The organism is Pseudomonas sp. UF-293, from assembly GCF_058245595.1.
Genome location: NZ_JBSICA010000022.1, coordinates 54,454 through 76,224, shown reverse-complemented (window position 1 = coordinate 76,224; position 21,771 = coordinate 54,454). Strand labels below are relative to the sequence as shown.

Sequence of the window (21,771 nt, the reverse complement as noted above, 5' to 3'; positions counted from 1 at the left end):
CGTCGCAAGGCTGAGTGGAGGGATTGATCCCACAGGGAGACAGCGCCTGTCGTTAATACCCGGTCATTTCCAGATAACCTTGGCCAGGATGGCTGCCATTGATCTTCACCGGCCCTTCCCAGTACGGGATACGCAAATTCATCCAGGCATTGCGATTGACTGCATCGACGCTGATCTCCAGCTTCTTGTCGGGAATGCGGATCGACCATTTCACCGGCATCGGCCGATCAGCAACCTTGGCCGGATCCTGCGGCACTAGGCTGATCTGCTCGCTGCGCAATGTCTGAATCTGCCCGTCAGCGGCGATCCAGGTGCCGGTCAGATAAGGTGCGCCGTCCTTCTGCCGCATGCGATAGAGCATCACGTGTTCGCCGCTGTCCAGGTGCAGCGAGAACCAGTCCCAGCCCGTTTGATTGGCCGTGAGTGGCTGACTGCTCCATTCGCGATCGAGCCACGCCGGGCCGCTGACGGTGTAGGTCTGGCCGTCGATCTGCAGCGTGCCGCTGGCCTGAAAAAACGGTTGGCTGTAGTAGTACGAGGCCTGGCCTTCTTCGGATTTCTGGCTGAAGCCATTGTCGCCCTGCAGCACCAGTGGGCGGCTGGAGTTTAGGCGCAGTTGATAAGCGAAATTCTTGTCACGAGCACTGAGTTGCATGTCGCTCAACGGATCCTGAGCTTGGCTGGCAAACATCCAGTCGTCGATCCACGCCTCGAACGGCGCCAGCCGCACGCCGGCCTGCCCTACTCCGCCCCGGGCGTAGCGCTCGGCGGCGTGGTGCACCGAGCGCGAAGTAACCGCCGCATGGCCAAGCCAGATTGTTTGATTGCCCCACCCGGCTTGCTCGGCAACCGGTGTCAGGGCGCTGCGAAACAGCGTCCATTGCACGCCGAAGTCATTGCCCCGCTGATCCTTGAGATTGGCGGTGACGTACCACCACTCGATGCGAAAACCATCATGTGCACCGTGATCGGCGGGGAAACTGAACACCCGACCGGGCACTACCGGGGTGAACGATTGCGCCTGATCGCCCATGCCGGCAAAGCCCTTGTCCTCGGGTGCAGGCTGATCGCAGCCAGCAAGCAGCAGCACCAGCATCAACACGACGCTGTTAATCCTCATGGGCAAACGTCCTCAGCAAATCCGCCGGCTGCGTGCGATACAACGAATACAGCGGCCATGCCGAAGCCAGTAAAGTCGCGAGCAAAGCCAGGCCCATCAGTTGCAACAACTGCCATGGAAAAACCCGCAACGGCAGTCGCCAGCCAAACGCCTGTACGTTGATCACCGCATCCAGGCACCACGCCAAGGCGATACCCAGCGGCAGCGCCAGCATCAAGGTCAGCACTGCCAGCAGCCACGTCTGGCCGAGGTTGAGCAGCATCAATTGATTGCGCGTCACGCCCAGGGCCCACAGCGGTGCGAGTTGACTGAGACGACTCTGACTTTGCGTCAGCAAGCTGATGAACAGCGCCACGCCAGCCACGGCTAAGGTCAGGCTGTTCAAGGCTGCCGTCGCAGCAAATGTGCGTTCGAAGACTTGCACCGACCAGCCCTTGAGCCGGGCCTGGTCGACGACGCGGTTGTCATCCAGCGCAAAGCGCGCCTGCAAGGCGTTGAGCAGCGCCGGAATCTGCACTGGATCGATACGCAAATTGAAGCGGTTGGGCGTGAGTTGCGGCCAGCCGCGCAACAGGTGCTCGCTGCTGATCAGCACGTGCCCTTTCGGATTGCCGTAGTCGGCGTAGATGCCGACGATGCGCGGCGACCACGTGCCGTTTGGCGTGGGAATGTTCAGATGCTCGCCGGGCTTCAACTTCAGGCGTCGTGCCAGTTGTTCGCTGAGCATCACCGCATCATCCGTGGCCAGTTTGCCCCAAGGATCGCTGCCACTGCTGTCGAGCAACGGCCAATGCTGGCGATAGTGCGGATGGTCGATAATGCCGTAGACATCGGCTGGCCAGCCTTGCAGCGTCACCGAAACCTGCCAGTTGGGCAGCACAGCGCTCACATTCGACTGCTGCTTGAGCCAACTGTGCATCTCGCGGGCCTGCGCCGGGTTGGCCGGGTTGACGTACAACTCGGCGCTCAGGCGTTGTTCGAGCCAGTCGTTGAAGGTCTGGCGAAAACCGGCGGTCATGCTGCCGGCGCCGATGTTGGCCGCGAGCGCCAACAGTAGCGCCATCAGCGCCAGACTCAGGGCTGGCAGTTGCTGGCGGCAGTCGGCGAGAAACCATTGGCCGAGCACCGACCGACTGCGCCCGAGCAACGGGTTCAACAACGCGCTGAGCAGCACCGGCAAGGCCAGCGCGGCACCGAGCAACAGCCCGGCCATCAGCACGAAGCCGCTGCTCAGGCTGTCGCCCCAGATCAGCGCCGCCAGCGCAATCGCCAGCAGTGCCATCGCCAGCCAACCCTGCCGGCGCAACCAGCGCGAATATTGTTGATGCCAGGCCTGCGGATCGGCCACCGCCAGCAACGGCAGGCGCGCCGCTCGCAGCAGGCTGTTGGCCCCGGCCAGCAACGCGCCGAGCAGGCTCAGACCGACACCGCTGAACCACCACCAGGGACTCAGACGCAACTGCCCCGCCACTTCCGCGCCATACAGACCGCGCAGGCTGGCGGCGACGTCCGGCAGCAGCACGCTGGCCAGCCAATAGCCGCTGATCACACCGAACACCCCACCGATCAGCGCCAGCGCACCCAGTTCAAGCACCAGACACGCGATCAGCATTCGTGCACTGACGCCACAGGCGCGCAATGTGCGCAGCAAGCCTCGGCGCTGTTCCAGTGCGAGGCCGATGGCGGCGTGGACGATGAACAAGCCGACGAGAAACGACAGAAATCCAAGGGCATCGAGATTGAGGTGAAAGCTCTCGGTCAACCGCTCCAGATTGTTTTCTTCGCCGCTGCTTTTGAGCTGCAAGCGGTCGTTGAAACTGGCCGGTAATTCCTGATGAAAATCTTTGGGCAACAACAGCCGTGACAATTGCTCGGGTTGGTCGAGCAGTCTTTGCGCTACGCCGATGTCGACCAGTAACAGGCCCGGCGCCATGTCCTTCTGCGCGAGCAGCGGCGGCAGGGTTTGGCCGTTCGCGGTTTGCGCTGTATCACCTTCGCGCAAGCCGAGCATTTGCAGGGTGTCCGGAGAAATCCAGGTGCTGCCCGGCGGGCTGAAAAATTCGACGATGCGCTCGATCGGCATCGCCTGCCCGGCCACTGCGGAATCCGTCGGCAGCGACACCGGCTCGATGCCCATCACCTGAATGCGCTGGTCTTCGTGGCCCTTGAGCGTTAGCCGTCCCTGCAACACCGGCGACACCGGCCAGCCCTGACGGCGCAATTCGATAAACCAGCGCTGTGGAAACAATGCCCCATTCGGCGTGCTCAGGCTGGCTTGCGGTGCGCCGCCGATCATCTGGCTGGCCCGCGCGTAGCTGTCGCGCGCCTGACTGTTCAGCGCCTCGACGCCAGTGAGCAGACTGGTGGCCAGCCACAGCCCGGTCAGCACACTGAAAAACTGCACGGGATGGCGCCGCCAGTGGCTGAGCAGCGCGCGCAGGGTTTGGCGCCAGATCATCAGGCGACCCGCCCATTCGACAACACCACACGCTGGGCCAATCGCGCCGCCACGCGCTGGCTGTGGGTGACCATCAGCAGGGTCGTCGGCGTGTCATCGAGCAATTCCAGCAACAGCCGCAGCACTTCATCACTGGTCGCTTCATCAAGGCTGCCGGTGGGTTCATCGGCCAACAGCAATTTCGGCTGCGAGGCCAATGCCCGACCCAATGCGACCCGCTGCTGCTGGCCGCCGGAAAGTTGCTCGGGATACCGCGAGAGCAGATCGCCCAGACCCAGACGCTGCACCAGATGCGCCTGCCAGCGCGGCTCATGGCGCCCGGCCAGGCGCGCCTGAAAGGCCAGATTGTCCTCCACCCGCAAACTGCCGATCAGGTTGAACTGCTGAAACACCAGACCGATTTCCGTGCGCCGCCAGTTCGCCAGATGCGCTTCGCTCATGGATTCCAGACGATGTCCGCCGCTGCGAATGCTGCCGCTATCGACCTTGTCCAGCCCGGCCACCAGATGCAGCAAAGTGCTTTTGCCACTGCCCGATTCGCCCATCAGCGCGAGGCTGCCACCGGCCTCCAGCGTCAGGTCGACGCCTTGCAGCACCGGCAACAATCCCTGCGGAGTGGCATAGCTTTTGAAAACGTCGCGAACCTCAAGCATGGGCAAACCCGATCAGTGAACCTGGGCCTAGGATAGCGGCCCTGAATGGTTTTTGTCCGCTGGTGATCCGTCGCACTTGAACAGGAGCTCAGAGTGGCGTCGCCTGTGCAGACGCCTTCGCGAGCAGGCTCGCTCCCACATTGGAACGCGATCCCCCTGTGGCAGCGAGCCTGCTCGCGAAGAGGCCCGCCCGAGCAACTCAAATCTTACTGCCCGGAAGCCACACTCGCCGGCGCCCGCTCAGGCGTCACGATGCTGCCCAGGTCGATATGCTTCCACTCAGGCTTGGCGCCCAACCGCGCATTGAAGCGGTAGTTGAAGGTGAACTCATCCGCCGTCGGCACGCTCAGCGGTTTGCCATACAGCGCTTCGATTGCGCCCAAGTCGTAGCCCATCACCTGCAACAGCGTCGGGAAAATGTTGTAGTGGCTGGAGCGGTCCTTGTTTGCCGGCAGATTCGCCGCCCAGTCCGGCGTCTGCAACCCACGGCCCTGGATCACCACCAGCGGCACCAGCCCCTCCTCCTCCACCGGGTCGCCGCCGCAATGGGTATTCAAGCCCGGGTTGCCGCGCTCATGCAGATCCTGGCCATGATCGGAGGTGTAGATCAGCAGCGCATTGCTCAGATTGGCCTGGGCAAATACCCGGGCGAAGAACTCGCCGACGTTCCACAGCAGCGTGTTTTTGTAGGCGTTTCGATACAGCAGCCAGTCATCCGGCTGACCGTTGAAACCGGCGCGCTCTCCAGTATCGGCAACTTCGGTGAACTGCCCGCGTGGCAGCGTCGGCCGGTAGGCCATGAACGCGTCCGGGTATTTGTCATGCACCGGAAAATGCGCGCCGACCTTGTTGATCACGATCAGCTCGGGGCGATCGTCGTTGAGCAGTTCGATCAGCTTCGCCGCTGCTGCCATATCGCGGTCGCGCACGCTGGTCTGGTCGAATTGCACAAAGCTGTCGATGTCGTTTTTCTCGGCAGCGGTCATCAGGTTCTGCAGGTTGCCGGCGGTGCGCTGGGCGTCGATGTACACCGTGGCGAGCCCGGCCTTTTTCGCGTACTGCCAGATCGACGGCAACGTGCTGTTGATGCGCATGTAATCGGCGCGGGTGCCGCCGTAGCGCAAGGTGACGTTGGTGTCGGCGCTGCAATTGGCAATGGACGCGGCGTAGCCAAAGTTGAAAACATCGACCCCGGCCGGCGCTTGCTTGAGGTTGCTGTGCACGCCGAACGGCGCGTTGATGTCGAGGTAATTGCCGGAAATGCTTTCGTCGATGATCAGCACGATGTCGTGGCCGACGGCAGGCGCGGCGCGCGCGAGCGTCACTGCTTCACGCGGGCCAACGGTGTCGTGCAGCGCTTCGTAGGCAAACAGGTTCAGGTAGGCCAAAGGCGTATACATGATCGGCAGCCCACGTGCGCCCTCGCCTGCACGTAAAAACAGCAGTGCGCTAAGCATCAGTACGCCGAAAACGGGCGCCAAGATGCGCAATGTGTTGGGTATGAATAGCGCATGACGCGGCTTGAGCCCGATGCCAAACAAAAGCAGCAAGCCACTGAGCACCGCGCGCAGGATCGCATCGCGGTACTGATACGCGGCTTCCTGAATGAAGCCGCCGGAGTACACCAGCGAGACAAAATCGCTGTACCTCAGGTAATCCGCCGTGACCCGGGTATAGACATCGAAAAAAACCGCCGCAACAAACAGCGTTAATGCGAACACATGTCGAACGAGAGCCTGACGTATATAGGCAGTTAGATATAACGCGAAAGTAAGCGCCAAAAACATCGCGCCAAAAACAAGTGCATTGAAACCCCACCCGATAGCATTTAACCGATCCAGATAATAGTCGGAAAAGAGCAATAGATAGGCAACTAAGAGCAGTTCCTTGGCGTATTTGAACATGGCGATACCGGTGATCGGAAAAGGGCAGATGTCAAAGCTTTGTCGGTCAGAACCTGACACTAGCACCCGGCCATCAAAGCGCAAGAAATGACTGATAACCGGGCAAAGCGTCAAAAAAACGGTGACTCAAATCTGACACACCCTCAGCGCTTAAAGCCTTTAATTTCGGGCACTTAGACCGTCTGTCGGTTAAATTGAATCTGAACAAATCTGCAAATAAACAACAAATTCAATCGCAGCAATGACTTGATGGCCAATCGCCAAAAACGCCTCAAGTGTTATACCCGTGCAACATGTCATTTTGCTGACACGCTTTTCAAACCCTGCGCTATACCCCTTTAACAATCTCATTCCGTAGTTAACTTTTCTGGTTTTATTGAGGTGCGCAGATGGACGTGAGCGTATTTGGCACTGGCTATGTCGGACTTATACAAGCCGCTGCACTTGCCGATGTCGGCCATCGGGTTTTATGCATTGATATCGATCCGAACAAGATCAAACAACTGCAACAAGCGGTACCGCCCATCAGTGAGCCAGGCCTGTCCGCAACACTTGAAGAAAACATCAAGGCCGGGCGTTTGTTGTTCAGCACCCAGGCCAGTGATGCGGTGACTCACGCCGAGCTGATTTTCATCGCCGTCGGCACCCCGGCGGACGAAGATGGTTCCGCCGATCTCAGCCATGTGCTTAACGTCGCCCGGCAGATCGCCGGCCTGATGGAGGCCGATCGCACCTTGATCATCAAATCCACGGTGCCGGTCGGGACTGCCGATCAGGTGCTGGCCACGGCCACCAGCGAATTGCTGCAACGGGGCAAATCCGAGCTGCAGGTGCGCGTGGTATCCAACCCGGAGTTTCTCAAGGAAGGCAGCGCCCTCGCCGACTGCATGCGCCCGGACCGGATCATCATCGGCACCCGCGACGATGCTGCCCGTGAGCAGATGAGCGAGTTGTACGCGCCGTTCTGCCGCAACCACGAAAAACTGATGTTCATGGACAACCGTAGCGCCGAGCTGACCAAGTACGCCGCCAACGCGATGCTCGCCACCCGCATCAGTTTCATGAACGAACTGGCCAACCTCACCGAACTGCTCGGCGCCGATATCGAAGCGGTACGCAAAGGCATCGGCTCCGACCCGCGCATCGGCTACCACTTCATTTATCCGGGCTGCGGCTTCGGTGGCTCGTGCTTTCCCAAGGATCTGCGGGCTCTGCTGCACACCGCTGAACACAACGGCATGCCGCTGAAACTGCTGCGCAGCGTCACCGACGTCAACGACAGCCAGCGGCACATCCTGTTCAGCAAATTGCGCGCGCAGTTTCCCCAGGGCCTGGCCGGCAAATCCATTGCAGTCTGGGGCCTGGCGTTCAAACCGAACACCGACGACATGCGCGAAGCTCCGAGCCGTTATCTGATGGACGCGTTGTGGGCCGAAGGCGCCAGCGTGCAGGCCTACGATCCGGAAGCCATGTCCGAGTGCCGACGCATCTACGGCTACCGCAATGACCTGCACCTGTGCGCGACCCGCGACGACACCCTCGAAGACGCCGATGCGCTGGTGATCTGCACCGAGTGGAAAAACTTCCGCGTGGTCGATTTCGAGCTGCTCGCCGAGAAGCTGCGCTCGAAGGTGATCATCGACGGGCGCAACCTTTACAACCCGGAACAGGTTGCCGCCGCCGGCCTGCATTACAGCGGCATCGGCCTGCGCCACATCGCCCCTGAAGGGCTGCGGCCATGAAGATTCTGGTGACCGGTGCCGCCGGTTTCATTGGTGCCCATTGCGTCCTGCGTTTGCTGCGCGACGGACATTCGGTGGTCGGCCTGGACAATTTCAACCACTACTACGACCCGCAGCTCAAGCACGATCGCGTGCAGTGGGTGCGCGAGCAGGCTGGCGATTTTCCGCTGGCCACGGTGGATCTGGCCCACGCTTCAGCGATCGACGCGCTGTTCGCCCGCGAGCAGCCACAAGTGGTGATCCATCTGGCCGCGCAAGCCGGGGTGCGTTATTCGCTGGACAATCCACGGGCGTATCTGGACAGCAATCTCAACGGTTTCCTGAACATTCTCGAGAGCTGCCGGCATCACCCGGTCGAGCACTTGATCTATGCCTCGTCGAGTTCGGTGTACGGCGCCAACCAGCACACGCCTTACTCGGTGAAGGATGGCGTCAATCATCCGCTGTCGTTGTACGCCGCGACCAAGAAAGCCAATGAACTGATGGCGCACAGCTACAGCCATCTGTTCGGCATTCCCTGCACCGGCCTGCGTTTTTTCACCGTGTACGGGCCTTGGGGCCGGCCGGACATGTCGCCGATCCAGTTCGCCCGGGCGATCAGTGAAGGCGAGCCGCTGAAGCTGTTCAACTACGGCGAGCATCAGCGCGATTTCACCTACATCGACGACATTATCGAAAGCATCGCCCGCCTCATTAATCAGCCACCGCAAGCCAATCCGCAGTGGGATCGCGAACAGCCCGACCCCGCCAGCAGCATGGCGCCGTGGCGCCTGTTCAACATCGGCGGGCAGCAGCCGGTCGCACTGAAAACCTACCTCGCGCTCATGGAAAAACACCTCGATCGCAAAGCCATTGTCGAGCTGCTGCCGCTGCAACCGGGCGACGTGCTCAACACCTGCGCCGAGGCCAGCGATCTGGCCCAGGCCACCGGATTCCAGCCCCGGATAGAACTGGATGAAGGACTGGGCCGTTTCATCGCCTGGTTCCGCAACTACTACCCCACTGCCCGTGCGCCGCTTGCGGCTGAATGAATGCGGAGGACGCCATGACTGGACATGAAAGAAGTGTGTCGATTGCACAGATGCGCCCTGACAAGCGCGTCGACCCGGAACATCGCATGCGCCTCGACGCGGCGATCCACCGTCTGGGTCGCGGCTGGCTCAGCGGCCGCGATGGCGGCCGCCCATGGCAGCTGTCGCGGACCAATCGGGTGGTCGCCTGCCTCGGTGCGCTGACGATTCTCGTGCTGATCTCGCCGGTGCTGCTGGGCCTGGCCCTGGCCATCAAGTTCACCAGCCAGGGGCCGGTGCTGTTCGTGCAAAAGCGCACCGGTTATCGCGGGCGCAAGTTCGGCATGTTCAAGTTCCGCACCATGGTCAGCAACGCCGAAGAACTCAAAGAGTCGCTGCGCCACCTGAACAAACACGGGGCTGACGCCATCGATTTCAAGATCGACAAGGACCCGCGCGTCACCGGCATCGGCAGTTTTCTGCGGCGCACCAGCCTCGACGAGCTGCCCAACCTGATCAACGTGGTGACCGGCGACATGCGCCTGGTCGGCCCTCGCCCGACCTCGTTCAACGCTTACCGCTACAAGGACAATCACCTCGCGCGTCTGGCGATCTACCCCGGCATGACCGGTCTGTGGCAGATCTCCGGACGCAGCAACATCGACTTCGACCAGCGCGTTGAGTTGGACCTCAGCTACATCGCCGAGCAGAGCCTTCTGCTTGATCTGAAGATTCTGTTGAAAACCCCCTTCAAAGTATTCAGCGGCCACGGAGCAAGCTAATGGACGGTTCAACCAATAAAAGCCTGAGCATCGCCAGCCCCAGCGAATCGAATCTGACTTCGACCGTGCTGGATCTCGATCTGCGCATTCTGTTCCTGACCGCCGCCAACCCCGGCGCCGGCACCACCACCAGCGCTGTAGCACTGGCCAGTCAACTGGCACAGATGAGCAGCGGCCAGGTGCTGCTGGTCGACGCCAGTCAGTCGGCGAACAACCTCACCCAGCAGATGAACCTCGGCAAGGAGCGCGGCCTGCGCGACCTGCTGTTCAACCCGGACAACCCGCCGTTGTTGCAGGACTGCGTGGTGCAGGTGTCGAGCCTGCCCTTCCACGTGCTGCCCAATGGTCGGCCGATCCGCACGCTGGAACACCTGACCGCCGAACGCCTGAGCCCGTTGCTCGATCAATTGGGCAGCCAGTACCGCTTTGTGGTGATCGACGGCGACGCGGTGTACTCCGCCGCCGACACCCTGGTCATCAGCACTCAGGTCGACGGCGTGGTGTTTGTCGTGCGCGCCGAAGACACCCGCTGGGAAGTCGCCCAGGCCGCTGTGCAACGCCTGACTCAGGCTGGGGCGAAAGTGGTCGGCAGCGTGTTCAACCGGCGCAAGTACTACATGCCCAAATGGCTTTACAAAAACCTGTAAGCGAACGCAAAGGATGACGCCATGAACGCCAGAATGCTTGTCCTGCTGTTGCTGCCGCTTGCGGGCTGCTCCAGCACTTCCGACACCCAGAACATGCCGGTGAATATTCTCACCGCCTCCCCGGCCAACGCCCAGGCGACCGATATGCCGAAGATCGAGCAGACCCTGCGCCCGCAGGATGTGCTGGACGTGATCTTCCATATCAGCACCAGCGGCTCGGACGCTTACCGCGTGCAATCGGGCGACCAGATCGGCCTGAATTTCACCGCCGCCAGCCAGCTCAACGGCAATCAACTGGTGCTGCCCGACGGCACCATCGAGCTGCCGGGCGCCAACACCTCGGTGAAAATCGCCGGATTGACCAGCGAAGAAGCGCGCCAGGAAATCCAGCGCGTCTATCAGCGCAAACAACTGTTCCAGCCCAACCGCAACCAGCTCACCGTGCAGATCATCAGCCCTCTGAGCAATGAGCAGAACCTGAAAAGCGCGTTGAACCACCCGGCCACCGGCATGAGCCGCGAGATCACCGTCGGCACTGACGGCTACGCGAGTTTTCCGGAAATCGGCGCCGTGCCGCTGCAAGGCATGACCGTCAATCAACTGGAAACCTTCCTCAACAAAAAGTACGCGCAACTGCCGGGCCGGATGACTGTGGACGTGCTGCTCAAGTCCACCGCCGGCAACGAGATCTACGTGCTTGGCGAAGTCGCTCAGCCAGGCTCGTATCCGATCCGCCGGCCGGTGTCGGTGCTCGAGGCGCTGACCCTGGCGCGCGGCACCAACGTCAAGGCGCGGCTGGATTCGGTGGTGATCATGCGGCGCAACGGCAATCAGGTGAAAGCGGTGCGCTACGACGTCGAAAAAGCCCTGTCCGGCGATGCCCCGCAAATCGCTTACCTGCAACCGGACGACATGCTCTACGTGCCAAAAACCAAACTGGCCAGCGCCGGCGAACTCGCCCGCCAACTGGCTGATGTGGTGCTGTTCCAGGGCGTCGGTTTCAGCTTCGGCTACCGCGTCGACAACAAAGACAGTGACAACTAACTCACAGGTGACCGACATGAACCCAAAGGAAAACTACCTGCATGAGTTCTTCAGGATCTTCTTCGCCAACAAGCAACTGGTGAAGCGCGTGTTCCTGACCTTTGCAGTCATCGCCCTGCTCCTGCCGCTGATGCTCAAACAGAGCTTCGATATCACCGCGCAGGTCATCGTGCAGTCGAAAAAACTCTCACAGGGCGACGCCACCACGTCGCTCACGGTGGACAACGCCACCTTCATTCCACCGTCACTGGCGGACATGGAAACCGAGAGCAACATCCTCCGCTCGCCAGCGCTGATCCGTCAGACCATCAGCGAACTGCGCGACAACGGTGAATACAGCCCGCCGCCGGGCGTATTCGCCAAACTGCTGGGCGAACCGTTCAAGCGCTACGTCTCGACACCGCTGCGCGAGTACGTGATCAACCCGCTGCGCAACGGGCTCGGCATGGAAACCGATCCGGTGCGGGACACCACTCTCGACGCCCTGACCCAGCAAGCCGTCGACAGCCTGAAAATCGAAACCCTGCCCGGCTCGAACGTGATCTCGATCACCTACAGCTTCCCGGATCCGCGCCAAGGCACGACGTTCGTCAGCGCCCTGCTGCAGAACTATCTGGTCAGCCGTCAGGCGTTGCAATCGATCGATTTGCCGCAGTCGTTCTACGAGACCAAAAAGCACCAGTATCAAGTGCGTCTCGATGGGCTGGAAGGTAACCGCCAAGCGCTGCTGGAAAATGTCGGCGCGGCGGATCCGAAGGAGGAAATCACCTTCCGCCTCAATGCAATCAACACTGAAGAACAGGCGCTGAACCTGTATCAGGATCGCCTGCTGCAAAGCCAGCGCTGGCTCGAATATCTGAAAACCGCGCTCGCCGCCGCCAGCAGCAGCAAACTCAACGACTACACCTTTCCCTACACCTTCACCACCACCGTCGACAACGTGGCGTTCGAGGACCGGGAAATCAAACAGATGGGCGAGCAACTTACCAGTCAGGTCAGCCGTTACATGAACGATCTGGCGGTGTTCCAGCCCGGCAGCGAACCGATGCTGTTGACTCGCGAACAGATCGCCCGCACCCGTCAGCAGTTTCTCAAAGTGGTGAGCAACCGCATCCAGGAACGCACTGCCGACCTGGCCGTGGTCAAGCAGGTGATCGAGCAGAAAACCGCGCGCATCGCCGAGTTCAAGAACCGCATCCGCGACCTGCAACAGACCCAGAGCAAACTGCGTCAGATGGACACCGAGATCGATGCGCTGCACGCAGCGTTTTCGACCTATGCCCAGCGCTTCGCCGAAAGCAGCACCACGCGCTCGCTCAACGATGATCTGTCCAACGCCCGGGTGCTCAGCCCGCCGTTCGAACCGACCGAGGCGGCGTTCCCGAAACCGCTGCTGATCATTCCGTTCGGGCTGTTCACCGGCCTGCTGCTGGCGATCGCCTTCGTCTACGTGCGTGAGTTCTTTGATCACCGCTTCAAGCATCCGGCGCAAATCAGCCATGAGCTGGGCCTGCCGGTGCTGTTGGTGCTCAACGAAGAGACGTCGCAGCCGGGCAATCCGCACAAGAACTGGACCATGCCGAGCCTGGTTCACTGGGTGCGCAATTGAACGCGGTGTCCACCCCAATCGTCGCCCTGCCGATCATTCATTTGCTCAGCAGCGGCGGCTTCTACGGGGCCGAGCGGATGTTGCTGGATCATTGCTTGGCCACGCCGGGGCAGCACCAGGTGCTGTTCCTCGACGCACCGCCTGAGCTGATCTCGCGCTTTCGCGAGGCTGGGGTGGACGCTCGCGCTTGTGCCGGGCTCGGCGAGCTGTTGCGGCACTTGCGTCAGCGCCGTGGCGACAAACCGTTGCTCAACACCCACAACTTCAAAGGACTGCTGTTCGGCTGGGTCGGCGCCACGCTGTTGCGCCTGCCGCTGGTGATCACTCAACACGGCTTCACGCCGCGCAGTCGCAAGCAGAAGTTCTACACCTGGCTGAGCCTGCAACTGTGCCGCACAGCGTCGGTGAAACAGGTGGTCTGCGTGGCGCACAGCATCGCCACGCTGCATCTGAAGGCCAGCGTGAGCGCGGAGAAGTTGCAGGTGATTCCCAACGGTTTGCCAGCGGCGCCAGCGATGCCGCCGCTGGCGGACCGGCAACGCTGGCTGGCCGGTTACGTCGGTCGGTTGAGCAGCGAGAAAGGCCCGGACCTGTTTCTCGATGCGCTGATCGCGTTGTGTCACCAGCATCCGCAACTGGACGCGGTGATGCTCGGCGACGGCCCGGAACGCGAAGCCTTGCAGGCGCGTATCGACGCTGCCGGTTTGCAGCAGCGGATTCGCCTGCCGGGCTACCAGACGGCGATGCAAGGCTGGTGGCAACAAATCGATGCGCTGGTGATCAGCTCGCGCACCGAGGGCACGCCGATGATTCTGCTCGAAGCGATGCAGGCCGGCGTGCCGGTGGTGGCGTTCGCGGTCGGCGGTATTCCCGATGTCTTGCAGGACCGCCACAACGGCCTGCTCGCGGCGCCGACGGATACCGCCGCCCTCGCCCGCCAACTCGACACCTTGCTGGCCGAACCGAAGCTGGCCGCGCAGTTGCGTGAAAACGCCAGACGCACCCAACAGGAACGCTACGACCTCAAGGCTTTGGCCGAACGCTGGTCGCAGCTGTACATCCACACGGCACGGGAGACACGCGCATGATTTTCCCGCTCTCGATCGTCAGTCTGTTCGCCCTGGTCAGCCTCGGTTTGCTGGCCAGTCCCTGGCCGTATCTGGCGCCGGGGGCTGTGATTGGCCTGGTCGGTTTCACCGTCCTGTACCGCAAGCCGACATGGGGCCTGCTCGGCATTGCCGCGCTGGTGCCGTTCGAAGGGTTCTTCAAGGACAGTTCAGTGTCGGGAAGCAAGTTGCTCGGCGCCTCCCTGGCGGTAATCGTGATGCTGCAACTGGCGCTGCACCAGATTCCGTCGCAACGCCTGCGCAGCAACCTTTGGCACTGCCTGATCGGCTTCATGGTTCTGTATTTTCTCAGCCTGCTCAATACCGATGACATGGGCATGTCGCTGGGGCACCTGCGCGAACTCAGCGTCGGACTGGTGCTGTTTGTCATTACGTTGTTGATCGGCCGCGAACTTAACCTCGACCTGTTCGCCCGGCTGGTAACCCTCGCCGTCACCGCGACCTGCGCCATGGCGATGTTCTCGGCGAAGTTTCAGGATCAGGGCCGCGCCGCCGGCCTGCTCGAAGACCCCAACGCCTTCGCCATGCTGATCGCCTTCGCCATTCCTCTCGGGCTGCTGCTGGTGATCCGCAGCCCGAACCTGCTGCACCGCTTGTTCTGGGGCGCTTGCTGCCTGTTGTTGCTGGGTGGCATGACCAAGACCGAATCGCGTTCCGGGCTGGTGGTATTGGCGTTGAGCCTGCTCATTGGCATCTGGCACTACCGCGCGCAACTGACCCATATCCGTCCACGGCACCTGGGTTTCGTCATGCTCGGTGCGGCCATCGTGATCCCGCTGGCGATCTACGCCATGCCGGCCGGTTACATGGCGCGGATCCAGTCATTGAGCATTCTCAGCGCCGGCTCCAAGGCGCAGGACGAATCCCTCGGCCGCCGTGCTTCCTACATCGTCGTCGGCAGCCAGATGATCCGCGAGCACCCGGTGCTCGGCTCCGGCCCCGGCACCTTCCCGTTGCATTACGCGACCACCGGTTACGCCAAGGCGTTTTCTGCCAACCGCAAGATCGGCGACCTGTACCGCCGCGCTCACAACACCTATCTGGAAATCTTCAGCGAACTGGGCGTGCCCGCCGGGCTGTTCTTCGTCGGCATGCTCGGGCTCGGTCTGTACAACCTGATTCGCGCGCGGGCGGCGTGGATGCTGCGCGGCGACGGATATCGGGCAGACATGATGACCCACCTGGGGGTGAGCTTTCTGTCGCTGACCCTGTTCCTGATGTTCCTCAGCGCGCCGAACCAGAAATACGTGTGGATCATGCTGGCGCTGACCAGTGTGCTGCGCATCAAGGCCGAGCAGGCGCCACTGACTACGGAGACGCAGGCATGAAGCGGATCAGCATTGTCATTCCGATGTACAACGAGGCGCGGCACATTGGCCGAACCCTGCTCGCCGCACAAAAGGCCGCACACGCGGCCAATGTCGAGTGCGAGCTGATCGTGGTCGACAACGGCTCGAGCGACCAGGGCCCGCACATTGCCCGTCAGTTCGGCGCAACCGTGCTGAGCTTGCCGGGGCTATTGATCGGCGCGCTACGCAATCGCGGCACGGCGATCGCCAGTGGGGAATGGCTGGCGTTCATCGATGCCGACGTGGAAATGCCGGAAACCTGGTTGCAGCCGTTATTCGACATCGAAGCCAGCGGCCAGGCCGATGTGTTCGGCCTGGACCTGCACACCCCGGCCGAGGCGCCATGGTTCGCCACGGCCTGGCAGCGCCGCACTTCGCAGGCGTCGCACCGAGTCAGCCACAGCGTCGATTGGCTGCCCAGTTCCAACCTGCTGATGCGTCGCGAATGGTTCGACAAGGTCGGCGGTTTCAACGAGACCCTGCGCACCGGCGAAGACAAGGAATTCACCCTGCGTCTGCACGAACAGGGCGCGCGCCTGCTGTCGGTCAACGATCTCGTCGCGCTGCATTGGGGTTACGAGATGAACTGGCGTGAATGGATGGGCAAAGAAATGTGGCGTCAGGGCAGCCATCTGCAACTGCTGCGCACCCATGGCATGAGCCTGCGCCTGCTGCGTTTCCCGATGTTGTCGTTGTTCGTCTGGCTGCTGGACTTTCTGGCGATCTCGGCGCTGCTCGACGGTTTTCCGCACCACGCGGCGCTAATGGTGACGCTGACCCTGATGCCGGGCCTGGTACTGAGCGTTCGCCAGAGTCTCAAGCACCGTGATCTGCTCCTGACCCTGCAACTGTGGGGCCTGCACTGGCTGCGCCTGCACCTGGCCGGCGCCGCTTTCATCCTGAGTCTGTGTCAGTGGAACGCAAGGAGGCCTGCCCGTGGCTGAGTTCATTTTCTGGATGTGCCTGTTGCTGCCGGCCTATGCCTACGTCGGCTACCCGCTTCTGTTAACGATCCTCGCGCCACTGTTTCCGGCGTGGCGACACACGCCGGCACCGCCGCTGAACGTCAGCATCGTCATCGCTGCGCACAACGAGGCGCGGCAAATCGAGCACAAGTTGCGCACGCTGCTGGCCCAGGATTATCAACCGGCAACGCTGCAGATCATTCTCGCCAGCGACGGCTCTACCGATGACACCGTGGCCTGCGCGCACAAAGTGATTGATCCGCGCATCACCGTGCTTGACCTGCCGCGTCAGGGCAAAGCCGCCACGCTGAATGCCGGCGCGGCCCTGAGCAGCGGCGACATTCTGGTGTTCACCGATGCCGACAACCAATGGTCACGCGACACCCTCGGTCACTTGCTCGCGCCGCTGAGCGATCCACAGGTCGGCGCCTGCGCGGGGCACATGGTGATCCCGGTCACCGGTGGCGGTCTGAGTGTCGGCGACAGCCTCTATCGGCATTACGAAGGCTGGTTGCGCCGGGTCGAGAACCGCACCGGTTGCATGGTCTCGGCCGACGGCGCCCTGCTCGCCCTGCGCCGCGAGTTGTTCCAGAACGTACCGGCCGAAGTCAACGACGACTTCTTTATCAGCACCTGCGCACCGGTGGCCGGCAAGCGCATCGTCTACGTGCCCGAAGCGCAGGTTATCGACCATGGCGTCGACGAGGCGGACAAACAGTTCCGCCGCCGGCAGCGCGTCACCGTCGGCGGCCTGCAAAGCCTGGCTCAGCGCCGCGAACTGCTCAATCCGCTCAAGCATGGCCTGTATTCCCTGGCGTTGATCAGCCACAAACTGATCCGCCGCCTGGCGCCTGTGCTGCTGCTGCCGTTGCTGCTGAGCAACTGCTGGTTGTGGGAAGAACACGGCTTCTATCGCCTGACCCTGGTCGCGCAACTGTTCGGCTACAGCGTGGCGATTGCCGGGCTGCTGGATGGGCAACACCGCCTGCCGAAACCGTTCCGCCTCGCCGCGTTTCTGCTGGTCACCCTCGCCGGGATGAGTCTTGGCCTGTGGCAGTTCCTGCGCGGCCAGCGGTATGCCCAGTGGAATCCGGAACAGAACCGTTAAGAGGACCGAAGCCATGGCGATCAAACAACTGATAAAAAGCACCAGCGGCTGGCTCTATCTCAACTCACCGGTGGGCCGTCAGCAGTTGCAGGGCGCGGGGGTGATTCTGATGCTGCACCGCGTGCTGTCGAATGACCGCGCCGCCGACCTGCCGCACCGCAATGAATTGTGCGTCGGGCCCAAGGCGTTCGAGCATTTGCTGGTGTGGCTGCGCAAGCATTTCGACTGCGTGCCGCTGATGGAAATCCTCCAGCCCAACGCTTTGCGCAGCGAGCGCCCACGGGTGGCGCTGACGTTCGACGATGGCTGGCGCGACAACGCGGTCAACGCCTTCGCGCTGCTGCAAAAACATCAGGTGCCGGCGAGCATTTTCCTTTCCACTGATTTCATCGGCAGCCGCCAGCGCTTCTGGTGGGAAAGCCTTGGCGAAACCCTCTGGGGCAGCCATGGCGAAAAAGCGCGCATGCACCTGATCGAATGCCTGCATGCGCACAAGCATCCGCTGCCGGTGCTGCTCGATGACATTGATGTCGAGCGCCGCAGCCTGGCGCTGCTGCATTACCTGCAAGGCTTGAAAAGCCTTGCCCCGCAGGAATTGGAAGAGCTCACCGACGAATGCCCGAAAGACTCTCTGCCACAGGCACTGGACTGGCATCAGGTACGGGCGATGGAAGCCTCCGGTCTGGTGCGGTTCGGCCCGCACGGCGCCAGCCACGCGATCCTCACCGGCCTCGACGATGTACGCCTGAGCGAAGAAATCCGCCGCAGCCGCGAGGCCTTGAACAACGGCTGCAACCGACCTCTACCGGTGTATTGCTACCCCAACGGCGACAACGATGAACGCGTACGCCAGCAGGTCGCCGATCACGATTACCCGTTTGCGCTGGGCACCGGCACCGGGATCTATCGCGGCGACGGCGATCCGCTGAACCTGCCGCGTTTCGGCGTCAGCCAGCGCACTGCACGCCATCCGCAATTGCTGTCGTGGCGGATCTACCGGGGAGCGCGGCCATGAGCCGAGGCAACTACCTCAAGCACCTGGCGCTGAGCATGGGCACCAAACTGGCGATGATCGCCCTGCGTTTGCTGCGCAACGTGTTGCTCGCGCGGATTCTCGGCCCCAGCGAACGCGGCCTGTTCGCCCTGCTCAGTACTTTGCCGGACCTGATCAGCGCGGCCACCAGCGGCGGACTGAATTCGGCGGTCGGTTATCAGGCGGCGAAGCAGCGGCCGATGGGTTTGCTGCTCAGCCAGGTGCTGGTGTTCGGCTGTCTGCTGGCCGGTTTGCTGACTTTGCTGGTGGTGGCGCTGGTGCGCGAGTTCGGCACGCAACTGGACGTGACCCTGCAACTGGGCCTGCTCGCCTGGCTGTTGCTGCTGGCGGTGCCGTTGACCGTGTTGAAAAGCGGCCTGCTGACCCTGCACAACGCCTCGGGTGGCGTGGTCGCGTTCAACATCTTGCGCCTGATCGAATCGCTGGCGCCGCTGTTGCTGTTCGTCGCGCTGTTCTGGATGTGGCAGAGCGCAGCGCTGGAGGCGGCGCTGATCAGTTGGCTGGCCGGGATCAGTCTGGTGGTGCTCGCCGGTTGGGTCTGGCTGAAGCGGGCGCAGCCGTTGCAGCTGCAATGGGATCGCGCCAGCCAGAACGAACTGCTGCGCTTCAGCGCACGCAGCCATCCCGATCTGCTGTTCCAGCAAGTGATTCTGCGCTCCGATTACCTGTTCATCGGCGCCCTGCTCGGCAGCACCGCGTTGGGCCATTACGCCATGGCAAGCGCTGCTGCCGAATTGCTGCTGATCGTCCCCGAAGCGGTGACCACTCCCTTGATGAAGCGCCTGCTGCAACAGGATGAAGGCATGGACAAGGTCACTCCGCTGGCTCTGCGCCTGACCGCAACGGTAATGCTCGGCGCCTGCCTGAGCATGGCCGTGATCGGCGAATGGTTGATCGTCACTCTGTTTGGCGCTGCCTACCAGCCGGCATATCCGGCGCTGCTGGCGTTGCTGCCGGGCTTGCTGGGCCTGTGCTACGCGAGCATTCTGCGCCTGGACTTGCTGGGCAAGAATCGCCCCGGCACGGTGTCGTTGTTGATGGGCCTGGGCGCGCTGCTCAATCTGGCGTTGAATCTGATACTGATTCCGGCCTACGGCATTGTTGGCGCCGCTGCCGCCTCATCGATCGCCTATCTGGCAGTGACCGTGGCCATGCTCGTGCTGTATTGCCGTTTGAGCGGCGTGCCGTTCTGGCAAACCCTGATCATCCTGCCCCGCGACGTGCTGCCGATGTGGTCGATGCTGCAGAGGAAGCCGGCATGAAAGGCTGGTACCTGCTGTTCGGACTCGGTTTGTCGCTGGACGCTTTGGCGGCGTCGATGCGCTGGGGCGAGATTCGTGACGGCAGTCTGTTTCTGCAAACCGATCAGCCCGACAGCGTGACCGTGCGCTGGACGCCGGCGTGGCAAGCGGATGCCAACGAAGAGCAGCTGTACCTGCTCGACGGTCGCGGCAAATTGCTCGGTGAACGCTTGATCAAGGCCAGCGAAACCCGTGGCAGTCAGAGCTGGCCGCTGCTGCCCGGTGCGGCGAGTTATCGGCTGGAAATTCCCGGCTACAGCTTCCGCCACTACCGCATCGAACACGATGAACGCACCGTTGCCCTGTTTGCCCCGGCCAAAGTGCACTTCAGTGCCGAAAGCAAAAATGGCGACGTGCTTTATTTCAAAGTCGCGGCCGGTGAGCGTGCAGTGCTCGCTGGCAAGTTTCACGGCGGCGTCACCGCGCTACAGGCGCAACGGGTCGGCGACCACCAGGCACTGACCCTCGCATTGAAACCCTATCGCGCCTATTGGCAGTTCGATCAGGTGGCGTTGCCGGTCAGCCCGCGCGAGCAGGTCTGGCGCCTGCAACTGCAAGGCAGCGGCAAAGCGGCGTTCTGGCTCGATGGTACGGCCAATCTGTTTGCGCAGAATCCGCAGCAACTGCAACCGCTGCGCGAAGAGGTCGGAGATGTGCGGCTGGTGCTGCATGACAAAGTCCTTGGGCGCACGCCGGATCTTGGCATCGCCCTGCCCTACGTGATGCCGCCAGCGGCCAGCCACGCGCTGCTCGATGCGCTGAAGCCGACGGCGGCGAGCTATTACAGCTTCGTCGACGTCACCGCGCAGAATCCGCAGTTCGAGGACGCATTCCGCCGGGTCTATCAGCAGCGCTTCGGCATTCGCAACGACATTACCCTGCTGGCTGGCAGTCAGCGCCAGGCCGATCTGCGCGCCGACGTGCAGAGCAACAGCGGCCTCGACGCCTGGCTGGCGAGCACCCGCGCCCTCGGCGGCAACGGCACGCATTACATCGGCTTCGCCGACGAGCCCAATCTCAACTACTCCAGCTATGGGCAGTATCAGGCGATTTTCGCCAGCATGGCCCGTCAGGTGCGCAGCGACCCGGCAAATGCCCGCGCCGGTGTACGCATCGCCATGCCAGCCAGCTCGCGACTGGTCAACGGCCCGTTCGCCGATAACGCGGCGGATAAGCGCGGGATCGATTGGGCGCGGCGCCTGCTCAGCGAGTCAGCCGACCAGATCGACGCACTGGCCTGGCATGAGTGGATGATTCGCGATCTGCTCGCCACCCGTGTTTACCGCGACAGTGTGCGGCGCGCCGCCGAACTGGTCGGCCTCGACGCCAATGGTCAGCCGCGCAAGGCCTTGCTCCTCGATCAGACCAACTTGTCCAGCGGCTCCAGCCTCAGCCCCTACGATCAGGAAACCCACTACACCTCGCTGTGGTGGGCGTCGGTGGTGATCAACGCCTCGCAGGACGGTTTGCTGAGCATGCTCAACTGGTTTCAGGCCGCCGATGAGCCGCAATACCCCAAAGGCATGTTGCGCGTATTGGGCGAGGATCGCTTCGAGCTGAAACCGGTCGGTCTGGCCCAGCAATTCATCGCCCGCCACTGGTTGCGGCAAGTGTTGCAATTGGACAACGACGCCTTCGAGGTGGATGTGCTGGCGATGGCCGGCGACGAGCAGCGCACGTTGCTCGGAGTGAACAAAGGGACGCGCCTGCAACGCGTCGATCTGAGCGGCGCCCGCTGCCCGTTGACCCATGGCGCCCTGCGTTACTTCGGTGCCGACAATCGCAGCCGCGATGCACCGTTTGCCTGCGACAACGGGCGCGTGCGTTTCGAGCTGCCGGGACAAACCCTGTTTGCCCTGAGCTGGAGCGCTTCATGAGCCGCCCTTCGATGCTCTGCC

General features: G+C 62.1%; 17 protein-coding genes. 13 read left to right on the top strand and 4 right to left on the bottom strand.

Annotated features, from left to right (window positions below):
* Positions 1-52: 52 nt before the first annotated feature.
* From AC4IHP_RS20820 to AC4IHP_RS20805, 4 genes are all read right to left on the bottom strand, one after another.
* Positions 53-1,120 (bottom strand): lipocalin-like domain-containing protein, encoded by a 1,068-nt coding sequence (locus tag AC4IHP_RS20820; RefSeq protein WP_490832627.1) that lies wholly within the window; start codon positions 1,118-1,120, stop codon positions 53-55.
* Positions 1,110-3,578, bottom strand: coding sequence for an ABC transporter permease (locus AC4IHP_RS20815; RefSeq protein ID WP_490832626.1), 2,469 nt, complete (start codon positions 3,576-3,578; stop codon positions 1,110-1,112). Before AC4IHP_RS20815 ends, AC4IHP_RS20820 begins: the two co-directional genes overlap by 11 nt.
* Positions 3,578-4,231 carry an ABC transporter ATP-binding protein gene (locus AC4IHP_RS20810; RefSeq protein WP_490832625.1) on the bottom strand — a complete coding sequence of 218 codons (654 nt, stop codon included), beginning with the start codon at positions 4,229-4,231 and terminating at the stop codon, positions 3,578-3,580. Before AC4IHP_RS20810 ends, AC4IHP_RS20815 begins: the two co-directional genes overlap by 1 nt.
* A 206-nt stretch (positions 4,232-4,437) precedes the next feature.
* Positions 4,438-6,135 (bottom strand): sulfatase-like hydrolase/transferase, encoded by a 1,698-nt coding sequence (locus tag AC4IHP_RS20805; RefSeq protein WP_490832624.1) that lies wholly within the window; start codon positions 6,133-6,135, stop codon positions 4,438-4,440.
* Positions 6,136-6,524: 389 nt separating this feature from the next.
* On the opposite strand from AC4IHP_RS20805, the gene AC4IHP_RS20800 reads away from it, so the two are divergent.
* Genes AC4IHP_RS20800 through AC4IHP_RS20740 form a run of 13 tightly spaced genes read left to right on the top strand, consistent with a single transcriptional unit; the run spans position 6,525 to position 21,750 of the window.
* On the top strand, positions 6,525-7,877 hold the full coding sequence (locus AC4IHP_RS20800; protein WP_460118198.1) for a UDP-glucose dehydrogenase family protein: 1,353 nt from the start codon (positions 6,525-6,527) through the stop codon (positions 7,875-7,877).
* Positions 7,874-8,908: an NAD-dependent epimerase gene (locus AC4IHP_RS20795; RefSeq protein WP_490832623.1), complete on the top strand. Its 1,035-nt coding sequence runs from the start codon at positions 7,874-7,876 to the stop codon at positions 8,906-8,908. Before AC4IHP_RS20800 ends, AC4IHP_RS20795 begins: the two co-directional genes overlap by 4 nt.
* Positions 8,909-8,922: 14 nt before the next feature.
* Positions 8,923-9,669 (top strand): sugar transferase, encoded by a 747-nt coding sequence (locus tag AC4IHP_RS20790; protein ID WP_490832622.1) that lies wholly within the window; start codon positions 8,923-8,925, stop codon positions 9,667-9,669.
* Positions 9,669-10,316 (top strand): CpsD/CapB family tyrosine-protein kinase, encoded by a 648-nt coding sequence (locus AC4IHP_RS20785; RefSeq protein ID WP_039762796.1) that lies wholly within the window; start codon positions 9,669-9,671, stop codon positions 10,314-10,316. The genes AC4IHP_RS20790 and AC4IHP_RS20785 overlap by 1 nt, the downstream gene beginning before the upstream one ends.
* Positions 10,317-10,337: 21 nt before the next feature.
* A complete protein-coding gene (locus AC4IHP_RS20780) occupies positions 10,338-11,360 on the top strand; it encodes a polysaccharide biosynthesis/export family protein (RefSeq protein ID WP_041478599.1) in 1,023 nt (340 codons plus the stop codon).
* Positions 11,361-11,376: 16 nt separating this feature from the next.
* The gene (locus tag AC4IHP_RS20775; RefSeq protein WP_490832621.1) at positions 11,377-12,969 is read left to right on the top strand and encodes a GumC family protein; all 1,593 of its coding nucleotides are present in this window, start codon (positions 11,377-11,379) and stop codon (positions 12,967-12,969) included.
* Positions 12,966-14,057 carry a glycosyltransferase family 4 protein gene (locus AC4IHP_RS20770; RefSeq protein WP_490832620.1) on the top strand — a complete coding sequence of 364 codons (1,092 nt, stop codon included), beginning with the start codon at positions 12,966-12,968 and terminating at the stop codon, positions 14,055-14,057. Before AC4IHP_RS20775 ends, AC4IHP_RS20770 begins: the two co-directional genes overlap by 4 nt.
* Positions 14,054-15,424, top strand: coding sequence for an O-antigen ligase family protein (locus AC4IHP_RS20765; RefSeq protein ID WP_490832619.1), 1,371 nt, complete (start codon positions 14,054-14,056; stop codon positions 15,422-15,424). The genes AC4IHP_RS20770 and AC4IHP_RS20765 overlap by 4 nt, the downstream gene beginning before the upstream one ends.
* Entirely contained in the window at positions 15,421-16,389 is a 969-nt protein-coding gene (locus AC4IHP_RS20760) for a glycosyltransferase (RefSeq protein WP_490832618.1), read from the top strand. The genes AC4IHP_RS20765 and AC4IHP_RS20760 overlap by 4 nt, the downstream gene beginning before the upstream one ends.
* On the top strand, positions 16,382-17,518 hold the full coding sequence (locus AC4IHP_RS20755; protein ID WP_490832617.1) for a glycosyltransferase family 2 protein: 1,137 nt from the start codon (positions 16,382-16,384) through the stop codon (positions 17,516-17,518). Before AC4IHP_RS20760 ends, AC4IHP_RS20755 begins: the two co-directional genes overlap by 8 nt.
* Before the next feature lie 13 nt (positions 17,519-17,531).
* The gene (locus AC4IHP_RS20750; protein ID WP_460118181.1) at positions 17,532-18,533 is read left to right on the top strand and encodes a polysaccharide deacetylase family protein; all 1,002 of its coding nucleotides are present in this window, start codon (positions 17,532-17,534) and stop codon (positions 18,531-18,533) included.
* Complete coding sequence (locus AC4IHP_RS20745; protein WP_460118179.1) at positions 18,530-19,834, top strand: oligosaccharide flippase family protein; 1,305 nt, start codon at positions 18,530-18,532, stop codon at positions 19,832-19,834. The genes AC4IHP_RS20750 and AC4IHP_RS20745 overlap by 4 nt, the downstream gene beginning before the upstream one ends.
* Complete coding sequence (locus tag AC4IHP_RS20740; RefSeq protein WP_490832616.1) at positions 19,831-21,750, top strand: hypothetical protein; 1,920 nt, start codon at positions 19,831-19,833, stop codon at positions 21,748-21,750. The genes AC4IHP_RS20745 and AC4IHP_RS20740 overlap by 4 nt, the downstream gene beginning before the upstream one ends.
* Positions 21,751-21,771 lie beyond the last annotated feature (21 nt).

What these genes read in the sequence shown, in the direction of transcription:
- AC4IHP_RS20800 (WP_460118198.1), top strand. Translation starts at nt 6,525, where the DNA reads ATGGACGTGAGCGTATTTGGCACTGGCTATGTCGGACTTATACAAGCC.
- AC4IHP_RS20815 (WP_490832626.1), bottom strand. Translation starts at nt 3,578, where the DNA reads ATGATCTGGCGCCAAACCCTGCGCGCGCTGCTCAGCCACTGGCGGCGC.
- AC4IHP_RS20740 (WP_490832616.1), top strand. Translation starts at nt 19,831, where the DNA reads ATGAAAGGCTGGTACCTGCTGTTCGGACTCGGTTTGTCGCTGGACGCT.
- AC4IHP_RS20775 (WP_490832621.1), top strand. Translation starts at nt 11,377, where the DNA reads ATGAACCCAAAGGAAAACTACCTGCATGAGTTCTTCAGGATCTTCTTC.
- AC4IHP_RS20820 (WP_490832627.1), bottom strand. Translation starts at nt 1,120, where the DNA reads ATGAGGATTAACAGCGTCGTGTTGATGCTGGTGCTGCTGCTTGCTGGC.
- AC4IHP_RS20790 (WP_490832622.1), top strand. Translation starts at nt 8,923, where the DNA reads ATGACTGGACATGAAAGAAGTGTGTCGATTGCACAGATGCGCCCTGAC.
- AC4IHP_RS20810 (WP_490832625.1), bottom strand. Translation starts at nt 4,231, where the DNA reads ATGCTTGAGGTTCGCGACGTTTTCAAAAGCTATGCCACTCCGCAGGGA.
- AC4IHP_RS20765 (WP_490832619.1), top strand. Translation starts at nt 14,054, where the DNA reads ATGATTTTCCCGCTCTCGATCGTCAGTCTGTTCGCCCTGGTCAGCCTC.
- AC4IHP_RS20750 (WP_460118181.1), top strand. Translation starts at nt 17,532, where the DNA reads ATGGCGATCAAACAACTGATAAAAAGCACCAGCGGCTGGCTCTATCTC.
- AC4IHP_RS20780 (WP_041478599.1), top strand. Translation starts at nt 10,338, where the DNA reads ATGAACGCCAGAATGCTTGTCCTGCTGTTGCTGCCGCTTGCGGGCTGC.
- AC4IHP_RS20760 (WP_490832618.1), top strand. Translation starts at nt 15,421, where the DNA reads ATGAAGCGGATCAGCATTGTCATTCCGATGTACAACGAGGCGCGGCAC.
- AC4IHP_RS20805 (WP_490832624.1), bottom strand. Translation starts at nt 6,135, where the DNA reads ATGTTCAAATACGCCAAGGAACTGCTCTTAGTTGCCTATCTATTGCTC.
- AC4IHP_RS20795 (WP_490832623.1), top strand. Translation starts at nt 7,874, where the DNA reads ATGAAGATTCTGGTGACCGGTGCCGCCGGTTTCATTGGTGCCCATTGC.
- AC4IHP_RS20785 (WP_039762796.1), top strand. Translation starts at nt 9,669, where the DNA reads ATGGACGGTTCAACCAATAAAAGCCTGAGCATCGCCAGCCCCAGCGAA.
- AC4IHP_RS20745 (WP_460118179.1), top strand. Translation starts at nt 18,530, where the DNA reads ATGAGCCGAGGCAACTACCTCAAGCACCTGGCGCTGAGCATGGGCACC.